Genomic DNA, 10,421 nt, shown 5'->3' on the forward strand with positions numbered 1-10,421 from the left:
AGGTGAATAGCAAGTTAGACGAAAGCTGGGACAAAACCATTGGATTGTTTTGTTTCAGCTTTCTTTATTGCAGCATGAGATGAATGAGAGGAAGTGTGTGATGGTGATCGAAACGATCCGGCAACAGCTGGCAGCAGTGGCAGCTGGCGAAGAACAGCGCTATTTGCTAGCCGTCTCAACAGGAATCGATTCGATGGTTCTTTTAACAGCGATGGAGAAACTCTTCGCCGATGCAACAGACCAACCGTTCGCTGTTGCCCATGTCAACCATCAATTAAGAGAGGCTTCAAAGGAGGAAGCACAGTTTCTTAGAGAATATTGTGCTGTCCGCAACATTCCTTATTATGAAGGCAAATGGGAGACAGCACCATCGACAGGGATCGAAGCGGCAGCGCGTAGATTCCGCTATGCATTTTTTGCGGAAATCATGAAAATGCACAACTATCCAATTCTATTGACAGCCCACCATGGAGACGATCAAGTAGAAACGATGCTGATGAAAATCATCCGCGACGGCAGTCTCAAAAATGCTTTTGGCATTAGACAGAGACAAGACTTTCATGGCGGCATCCTTATGAGACCATTGTTGACGACGACTAAAGAGGAGATTCAGCGTTTTGCTGCAATACACCAAGTAGCCTATTTTGAAGATGAAACGAATCTGCAAGATACCTACTTGCGCAATCGTATCAGACAGCAAGTTTTACCGCTGTTAAAAGCTGAAAACCCGCAGACAGTTCAACATTTTCAACAGTTATCAAAAGAAATGATTTATGGGGAGCAGCTGATTGGGGAACAACAAAAGGAGTGGATGACGCGATATCTTCATCAGCAAGAAGGACAATGGCAGATTTCGCTAAAGCAATTGCCTGATTTTACAGAAGCCGCCCGTTATTACTTTTTTGCTGCTGTGCTGCAGCAAGTCAACCCGCAAGGAGAGCTGAATCATAAGCAACTGCAGCAAATACTTCGATTGTTGGATACACAACAAGGACAATGGCAGCTAGATATTGGGGATGATTGGCAAGTACGCCGCAGTTACGACTCGTTGATCATCGCAAAAAGATCATTGCCGCAAGCCGCCGCCTTTTCATCCGCCAAAGAGATTCACTTGTCTTTAGGTACAGGTATTTTTCTTTCTGAGACAGAATGGATTGGGTATTTTTGTAGTGATGATGTCGAAATTCCCAAAAAAATCACAAATTGGTCGGAGTTTTCGCAAGAATTACCGATAGACTATTCTTCTGAGTTGCTTGTTCGAAAGCGTAAACCTGGCGACCGTATTCAATTGCAGGCAAACTTACAGAAAAAAATCAGTCGCTTTTTTATCGATCGCAAGCTACCAAATGCCAAACGGGAAAAAAGTTGGATCGTCACTACTCCGCAGCAAGAGGTCATAGCCCTATTGCCGCATGTATTTTCCTATTTGAGTATTGCACCAGAAACTGATAAAATACACTACATACTTCTTTATAAATATCAGGAGTAAGAGTTGGAAGGAGAACTTTATGCTAGATAAAGATATTGAAAAAGTTTTGATTACACGTGATGAAATCAAAAATCGTTGTGTTGAATTGGGTCAAGAATTGACGATAGCTTATGCTGACAAGAACCCATTAGTCGTTGGTGTATTGAAAGGCGCAGTGCCATTCATGGCGGATATCGTTCGGGAAATGGATTGCTACTTGGAACTCGATTTTATGGACGTTTCCAGCTATGGCAATGCAATGATTTCTTCAGGTGAAGTGAAAATCGTCAAAGATTTGGATACCAACGTTGAAGGACGAGATTTGTTGATCGTGGAAGATATTATCGACAGTGGACGTACATTGGCTTACTTAGTTGACCTGTTCAAATACCGTAAAGCCAAGTCGGTCAAAATCGTGACATTATTAGACAAACCTGAAGGCCGCGTCGTGGATATTGAAGCCGATTATATCGGGTTTGATGTGCCAAATGAATTTGTTGTTGGATACGGACTGGATTACGCAGAACAATATCGCAATTTGCCTTACGTTGGCGTATTAAAACCAAGTGTTTATCAGTCAAATTAGTGACTCTTCTAAATCAATTGTGATACAATCAAATGGTCAGGATTGATAAAACAAAATAGCCAAGGAGGTACGCATGAATAAGAAAAATAACGGTATGGTAAAAAATACCTTATATTATGTACTCGTCTTGTTGGCAATGGTCATGGTTGTTTATTTCATTTTCGGAAATGGCAGCCAACAAACACCAACGATTGAGTATTCCACCTTTACCGAACAGTTAAAAGATGGGAAAGTTAAACAATTCACTGTTCAACCAGCTAATGGTGTGTATCGAATCGTGGGAGAATATAATGAAGAACAAACGATCAGCAATGACAATAGTTTGTCCGTTTTAGGCGGAAATTCTTCATCAAGTTCGACCCGTTTTACAACCATTATTTTGCCAAATGACTCAACATTGAGCGAAGTGACAAGTCTTGCTTCTGCTGAGGGAGTCAAAACAACCATCGAGGAAGAATCAAACAGCGGTATCTGGTTATCGCTATTGATCAGCTTCTTGCCGATCGTGATCATTATTTTCTTTTTCTATATGATGATGAGTCAGCAAGGTGGCGGCGGTGGCGGCGGTGGCGGCCGTGTGATGAACTTCGGTAAATCAAAAGCCAAAGAAGCCGACAAAAAAGCCAACCGTGTCCGGTTCTCCGATGTAGCCGGTGCAGAAGAAGAAAAACAAGAACTGGTAGAAGTCGTCGAATTCTTAAAAGACCCAAGACGATTCGTTGAATTGGGTGCCCGGATCCCTGCAGGTGTCTTGCTTGAAGGGCCTCCAGGAACTGGTAAAACATTGTTAGCTAAAGCAGTAGCGGGAGAAGCAGGCGTGCCATTTTATTCGATTTCTGGTTCAGATTTCGTGGAAATGTTCGTCGGTGTCGGTGCCAGCCGTGTCCGTGACTTGTTTGAAACAGCGAAGAAAAATGCACCAGCTATCATCTTTATCGATGAGATCGATGCTGTCGGTCGCCAACGGGGTGCCGGTATGGGTGGCGGACACGATGAGCGTGAACAAACATTGAACCAATTATTGGTTGAAATGGATGGTTTTGATGGCAATGAAGGTGTGATTGTTATTGCTGCAACAAACCGTTCTGATGTTTTAGACCCAGCGTTATTGCGTCCTGGTCGTTTTGACCGTCAAATTTTAGTTGGACGTCCGGACGTGAAAGGCCGTGAAGCAATTTTACGTGTCCATGCTCGGAACAAACCGCTATCAGATGACGTTGATTTGAAAGTCGTGGCGCAACAAACCCCAGGGTTTGCAGGTGCTGACTTAGAGAATGTCTTGAACGAAGCTGCATTGGTTGCTGCGCGTCGTAACAAGAAAAAAATCGATGCTTCTGATATCGATGAGGCAGAAGACCGCGTGATTGCTGGTCCTGCTAAGAAAGATCGTGTGATCAATAAACGAGAACGAGAAATGGTGGCTTATCATGAAGCTGGACATACGATCGTTGGTCTAGTCTTGAGTCGTGCGCGGGTCGTGCACAAAGTAACGATCATCCCTCGTGGGCGTGCTGGCGGATATATGATCGCCTTGCCAAAAGAAGATCAATTCTTGATGACCAAAGAAGATATGTTTGAACAAATCGTCGGCTTGTTAGGTGGACGAACAGCAGAAGAAATCATCTTCGGTGTTCAATCTACTGGGGCGTCGAATGACTTTGAACAAGCTACAGGCTTAGCAAGAAGCATGGTCACTGAATATGGAATGAGTGACAAATTAGGTCCAGTTCAATATGAAGGCAACCATCAAGTATTTGTTGGCCGTGACTACGGTCAAACGAAAGCTTATTCTGAGCAAGTTGCATATGAGATCGATCAAGAAGTACGTAAGATATTAATGGATGCCCATCAAAAAGCGCATGAAATCATTGAAGCGCATCGTGCACAACATAAGTTGATCGCCGAAAAACTCTTGCAACATGAAACATTAGATGCCAAAGCAATCAAATCATTGTTTGAAGAAGGCAAAATGCCTGAAGGCACCGAAGATTCAGAGTATCCAAGTGAAAAAGCACAAACTTTTGAAGAAGCAAAACGTGCGTTGGAAGAAAAAGACGCCGAAAAACAAGCTGCAGATAAAGCGAGTGAACAACATGAAGTCAAAGATTTTGATCAACAGCTTGAAGATGTTCGTCGCAATAGTGAAGACGCACAAGCCTCTGATTCAGATGAACCTGACGACAAAGCGTAATCAATGGAAAGCATCGAGGAGACTCGATGCTTTTTCTTTCGAAGTTAGTAGACTTTTTTTAAATCGAATACAGACAGTTGAAAAAAAAGACACTTCCTAGTATGATTCACTAATGAATGAAAAGGAGATTTATCATGAAAGATTATTTAGTTAAAGCGTTGGCTTATGATGGTTTTGTGCGCGCTTATGCCGTATCAGCTACTGAAACTGTTGCTGAAGCGCAAAGACGCCATCAAACATGGAATACAGCATCAGCTGCACTTGGACGCAGTATGGTGGGGGGGCTTCTGTTGGGCAGTACCTTAAAAGGGGAAGATAAGCTGACCGTAAAGATTCAAGGAAATGGTCCTGCCGGAGCAATCGTTGTTGATAGCAATGGCCACGGGGACGTTAAAGGATACATAAAAAATCCACATATCAGTTTGCCGTTGAATGCAGCTGGAAAATTAGATGTAAGAGGCGCCGTTGGCAATCAAGGGATTTTTACCGTCATCAAAGATTTGGGGCTGAAAGAACCTTTTTCGGGGCAAACACCGATTGTTTCGGGAGAGCTAGGGGAAGATTTTACTTACTATTTAGCTGTTTCTGAACAAGTCCCTTCTGCAGTAGGTTTAAGTGTATTGGTTGAGACGGACGACACGATTCGGGCAGCGGGCGGCTTTATGCTGCAAATCATGCCGGGTGCCAGCGAAGAAATCATTGCAGCTATCGAAACAAGGCTAAAGGAATTGCCACGGGTATCAACGTTGATCGACGAAGGGCAAACGCCAGAAGAAATTTTGGCTACATTGCTGCCAAATACCAGTGTAGAAGTTTTAGATACGATGCCAGTCCAATTTCGCTGTGATTGCAACAAAGAAAAATTTGCCACAGCAATCATCACATTGGGGGCACAAGAGATCCAAGCGATGATCGACGAGGACCATAGTGCGGAAGCTGTTTGTTCATTCTGCGGCAACAAGTATCATTTTGACGAAGCAGAACTGACTGAGTTAAAGAAAGAGGCGAGTGCATAATTGAAAGAATCACATACATGGTCGATTGGCTCGGTTGAGATTCCCAATCGTGTCGTTGTTGCACCGATGGCGGGTATCACCAACTCAGCATTTCGCGTCACAGTCAAGGAATTTGGGGCCGGCTTAGTTGTTTGTGAAATGATCAGTGACAAAGGTATTCAGCTGCGGAATAAGAAAACATTAGACATGCTGTTTATCGATGAAACAGAACATCCGTTGAGTATTCAGATCTTCGGTGGAAATAAAGCTTCTTTAGTAGAAGCTGCGCAATTTGTTGCTGAAAATACGTCAGCAGACATTATCGACATCAACATGGGCTGCCCAGTGAACAAAATCATCAAAGCAGAAGCAGGTGCCAAGTGGCTGCTTGATCCAGATAAAGTCTACGAAATGGTTCACGCAGTATCTAGTGCTATTGATAAGCCAGTCACTGTTAAAATGCGGATCGGCTGGGATGAAGCACATGTCTTTGCGGTGGAAAATGCCTTAGCCGCCGAAGCAGCAGGTGCCGCAGCTATTGGGATGCATGGTCGCACAAGAGTCCAAATGTACGAAGGTACAGCTGATTGGGATGTATTGAAACGGGTCAAACAACAGCTTACGATTCCATTTATGGGTAATGGAGATGTCAAAACACCAGAAGATGCCAAGCGTATGTTGGAAGAAGTTGGTGCAGATGCAGTGATGATTGGTCGGGCTGCCTTAGGCAATCCGTGGATGATCCACCGAACCAAACATTATTTAGAAACTGGGGAACTTTTACCGGAACCGTCTGCCAGAGAAAAAATCACGACAGCCAAACTACATCTAGATCGTCTATCTGATTTGAAAGGTGAAGCAATCGCTTCGCGGGAATTTAGGCAACATGCCGCCTACTATTTGAAAGGAATCTCCCGTGCTGCGAAAGTCAAAGCAGCGATCAATCAAGCGGAGAATAAACAAACGATTTTTGATCTGTTAGACGCTTTTGTTGAAAAAACGGAAGCACAAGGGGTACCAAATCCCTCCTAAATGAGCAATAAATCAAGCCGATTCAAAAGTTCGGCTTGATTTTTTAGATGTTCATTGGCATTATAAGAAGGAAGCGCAAGTTAAGAATGGAGGAAAACTCGTGACAGAGGAACGACAAATACAAGAAGAATTAAATGATCAAATGCTGGTTCGCCGTGAAAAAATGGACAAATTACGGGAAGAAGGTATCGATCCTTTTGGGAAGCGATTTGACCGCACCCATAATTCTGCCGAGTTACATGAGCTGTTTGATCAACGTACCAAAGAAGAATTAGCTGAAATGCATCTTTCTGCCAGTATAGCAGGTAGAATTGTAACCAAACGCGGAAAAGGGAAAGCAGGATTTGCCCATCTGCAAGACCGCGAAGGCCAGATTCAAATTTATGTCCGCAAAGATCAAGTGGGTGATGAACCATATGACGTTTTTAAGCATGCAGATTTAGGTGATTTTTTTGGTGTATCAGGTGAAATTATGAAAACTGATACTGGTGAAGTAACTGTTAAAGCCAAAGAAATCGTGATTTTATCTAAAGCCTTGCGTCCTTTACCAGATAAATACCATGGGTTGACAAATATCGAACAACGTTATCGTCAACGTTATCTTGATTTGATCAGCAACAAAGAAAGTTTTGATCGCTTTATGAAACGGAGTCTGATCATTAGTGAAATTCGCCGTTATTTAGATAGCCATGGATATATTGAAGTCGAAACACCAGTCTTGCATAACCAAGCAGGCGGTGCGGCGGCACGTCCATTTATTACACATCATAACGCATTAGATATTGATCTGTACTTGCGGATTGCGCTGGAGTTGCATTTAAAACGCTTGATTGTCGGTGGGATGGAAAAAGTCTATGAAATTGGCCGTGTTTTCAGAAATGAAGGAATCGATACAACCCACAATCCTGAGTTTACGATGTTAGAAGCTTACACAGCTTATACGGACTTCAAAGATGTGATGGATTTAACCGAAGGAATCATTCGCCATGCTGCAGAAAAAGTGTTGCAAACAGCGACGATTCAATATGATGGGCAAACAGTTGATTTAGCCAGCGATTTTGCCCGTATTCATATGGTAGATGCCATTAAGAACGAAACGGGTGTCGATTTCTGGCAGCCAATGAGTGTGGAAGAAGCGCGCCAATTGGCTCAAAAACATCATGTTGAAATCACTGATGCTATGTCCGTCGGCCATATCATCAATGAATTCTTTGAAACATTCGTGGAAGAAACGTTGCAACAACCAACGTTTGTCTTTGGGCACCCGGTGGAAGTATCACCATTAGCGAAGAAAAATCCAGAAGACGGTCGCTTTACGGATCGTTTCGAACTATTTATCGTTGGAAGAGAGTTTGCTAACGCATTTACAGAGTTGAATGATCCAATCGATCAACGAGAACGTTTTGAAGCACAAGAAAAAGAACGTGAAGCAGGAAACGATGAAGCGCATGGCGTGGATGAAGATTTCCTAGAAGCATTAGAATACGGCATGCCGCCAACAGGTGGATTAGGAATCGGTATCGATCGCTTAGTCATGCTGTTGACAGATGCCCAATCAATTCGAGATGTCTTGTTATTCCCAACCATGAGATAATCATGTAAAAAACCGTTGCCTCGTTTCAGGAGGAACGGTTTTTTTCTTTGGTTAAAAAACAGCGATCGCAGAACGCATTTTAAGAGGAAAGCAAAAGAAAACGGATGAATGGCGAACGATATATAGCATTTAATAGCCATTGAACGGCTTTTGAAAATATTGAAAAAATAAATAGAAAATGATTGACCGATAGGCGTTTAGTTGGTATATTATTACATGTGCCAAATGACCTGAGAGGTCAAAAAAACTTTTTGAAAAAAAGGGTTGACGCACAAGAATACAAATGATATTATAACGAAGTCGCAAAAATAAAACGATTAACGGTTGTTGATATGACAACAAATTAATTGAAAAAAGTTGTTGACAAATAACAAATCATTTGTTATTATAATGAAGTTGCTAAGGCAGCCGCAACGTTGTCGAAAAAACAACGAGCGAAAAAAACTTTTATAAAAAGTGTTGACAATCACTTGTCACTCTGATATGATATAAAAGTTGCTAACGCAACAACGTAGACCTTTGAAAACTGAACAAAGCAAGCAAACGAACCAATGTGTAGGACGCTTCATTATATGAAGCAAATACATGCAAGCAATAGCTAGCAAAAGTTAATTTTTATGAGCTTAACGATCCTTTGGATCGTTCAAACAAATCATTATGAGAGTTTGATCCTGGCTCAGGACGAACGCTGGCGGCGTGCCTAATACATGCAAGTCGAACGCTTTTTCTTTCACCGGAGCTTGCTCCACCGAAAGAAAAAGAGTGGCGAACGGGTGAGTAACACGTGGGTAACCTACCCATCAGAAGGGGATAACACTTGGAAACAGGTGCTAATACCGTATAACACTATTTTCCGCATGGAAGAAAGTTGAAAGGCGCTTTTGCGTCACTGATGGATGGACCCGCGGTGCATTAGCTAGTTGGTGAGGTAACGGCTCACCAAGGCAACGATGCATAGCCGACCTGAGAGGGTGATCGGCCACACTGGGACTGAGACACGGCCCAGACTCCTACGGGAGGCAGCAGTAGGGAATCTTCGGCAATGGACGAAAGTCTGACCGAGCAACGCCGCGTGAGTGAAGAAGGTTTTCGGATCGTAAAACTCTGTTGTTAGAGAAGAACAAGGATGAGAGTAGAATGTTCATCCCTTGACGGTATCTAACCAGAAAGCCACGGCTAACTACGTGCCAGCAGCCGCGGTAATACGTAGGTGGCAAGCGTTGTCCGGATTTATTGGGCGTAAAGCGAGCGCAGGCGGTTTCTTAAGTCTGATGTGAAAGCCCCCGGCTCAACCGGGGAGGGTCATTGGAAACTGGGAGACTTGAGTGCAGAAGAGGAGAGTGGAATTCCATGTGTAGCGGTGAAATGCGTAGATATATGGAGGAACACCAGTGGCGAAGGCGGCTCTCTGGTCTGTAACTGACGCTGAGGCTCGAAAGCGTGGGGAGCGAACAGGATTAGATACCCTGGTAGTCCACGCCGTAAACGATGAGTGCTAAGTGTTGGAGGGTTTCCGCCCTTCAGTGCTGCAGCAAACGCATTAAGCACTCCGCCTGGGGAGTACGACCGCAAGGTTGAAACTCAAAGGAATTGACGGGGGCCCGCACAAGCGGTGGAGCATGTGGTTTAATTCGAAGCAACGCGAAGAACCTTACCAGGTCTTGACATCCTTTGACCACTCTAGAGATAGAGCTTCCCCTTCGGGGGCAAAGTGACAGGTGGTGCATGGTTGTCGTCAGCTCGTGTCGTGAGATGTTGGGTTAAGTCCCGCAACGAGCGCAACCCTTATTGTTAGTTGCCATCATTTAGTTGGGCACTCTAGCGAGACTGCCGGTGACAAACCGGAGGAAGGTGGGGATGACGTCAAATCATCATGCCCCTTATGACCTGGGCTACACACGTGCTACAATGGGAAGTACAACGAGTTGCGAAGTCGCGAGGCTAAGCTAATCTCTTAAAGCTTCTCTCAGTTCGGATTGTAGGCTGCAACTCGCCTACATGAAGCCGGAATCGCTAGTAATCGCGGATCAGCACGCCGCGGTGAATACGTTCCCGGGCCTTGTACACACCGCCCGTCACACCACGAGAGTTTGTAACACCCGAAGTCGGTGAGGTAACCTTTTTGGAGCCAGCCGCCTAAGGTGGGATAGATGATTGGGGTGAAGTCGTAACAAGGTAGCCGTATCGGAAGGTGCGGCTGGATCACCTCCTTTCTAAGGAATATTTCGGAAGACTACACATCGTTTGCCTTTGTTCAGTTTTGAGAGGTCTACTCTCAAGTAAATACCCGGGGCCTTAGCTCAGCTGGGAGAGCGCCTGCTTTGCACGCAGGAGGTCAGCGGTTCGATCCCGCTAGGCTCCATTAACGACATTGGTCGTTATGTATTGTTCATTGAAAACTGGATATTGAAGAAATCAAAACAAGTAACACACACCGAGTTGAACAAAAAAAGAGTTTTTTAATAAGTTCAACGCTTATTTTAGTCAAGTAACCTTCTATCGCTAGAAGAAGTGCTTGAAAAACCGACCGTAAGGTCAAAGGTTAAGTGAATAAG

General features: G+C 44.0%; 6 protein-coding genes, 1 tRNA gene and 2 rRNA genes (1 of these 9 only partly in view). All 9 read left to right on the top strand.

Annotated elements, in window-relative coordinates; all coding sequences use genetic code 11:
• Positions 1-100: 100 nt before the first annotated feature.
• Positions 101-1,489 (top strand): tRNA lysidine(34) synthetase TilS, encoded by a 1,389-nt coding sequence (tilS, locus tag IGI41_RS00545; protein WP_430610644.1) that lies wholly within the window; start codon positions 101-103, stop codon positions 1,487-1,489.
• 19 nt (positions 1,490-1,508) lie between these two features.
• Complete coding sequence (hpt, locus tag IGI41_RS00550) at positions 1,509-2,054, top strand: hypoxanthine phosphoribosyltransferase (RefSeq protein ID WP_430610646.1); 546 nt, start codon at positions 1,509-1,511, stop codon at positions 2,052-2,054.
• A gap of 73 nt (positions 2,055-2,127) precedes the next feature.
• Entirely contained in the window at positions 2,128-4,245 is a 2,118-nt protein-coding gene (ftsH, locus tag IGI41_RS00555) for an ATP-dependent zinc metalloprotease FtsH (RefSeq protein ID WP_430610647.1), read from the top strand.
• 134 nt (positions 4,246-4,379) lie between these two features.
• Positions 4,380-5,261: an Hsp33 family molecular chaperone HslO gene (hslO, locus tag IGI41_RS00560; protein ID WP_430610649.1), complete on the top strand. Its 882-nt coding sequence runs from the start codon at positions 4,380-4,382 to the stop codon at positions 5,259-5,261.
• Entirely contained in the window at positions 5,262-6,272 is a 1,011-nt protein-coding gene (gene dusB / locus IGI41_RS00565; RefSeq protein WP_430610651.1) for a tRNA dihydrouridine synthase DusB, read from the top strand.
• A gap of 100 nt (positions 6,273-6,372) precedes the next feature.
• A complete protein-coding gene (lysS, locus tag IGI41_RS00570; protein ID WP_430610653.1) occupies positions 6,373-7,866 on the top strand; it encodes a lysine--tRNA ligase in 1,494 nt (497 codons plus the stop codon).
• A 653-nt stretch (positions 7,867-8,519) separates the two neighbouring features.
• A 16S ribosomal RNA gene (locus tag IGI41_RS00575) occupies positions 8,520-10,079 on the top strand.
• Between the two features lie 76 nt (positions 10,080-10,155).
• Positions 10,156-10,228 (top strand) — tRNA-Ala (locus tag IGI41_RS00580).
• A 178-nt stretch (positions 10,229-10,406) separates the two neighbouring features.
• A 23S ribosomal RNA gene (locus IGI41_RS00585) occupies positions 10,407-10,421 on the top strand (it continues 2,900 nt past the right edge of the window).
• Together the 16S and 23S rRNA genes with 1 tRNA gene alongside form the textbook arrangement of a ribosomal RNA operon.

Source organism: Enterococcus sp. DIV0876 (assembly GCF_050529585.1).
Lineage (GTDB): Bacteria > Bacillota > Bacilli > Lactobacillales > Enterococcaceae > Enterococcus_D.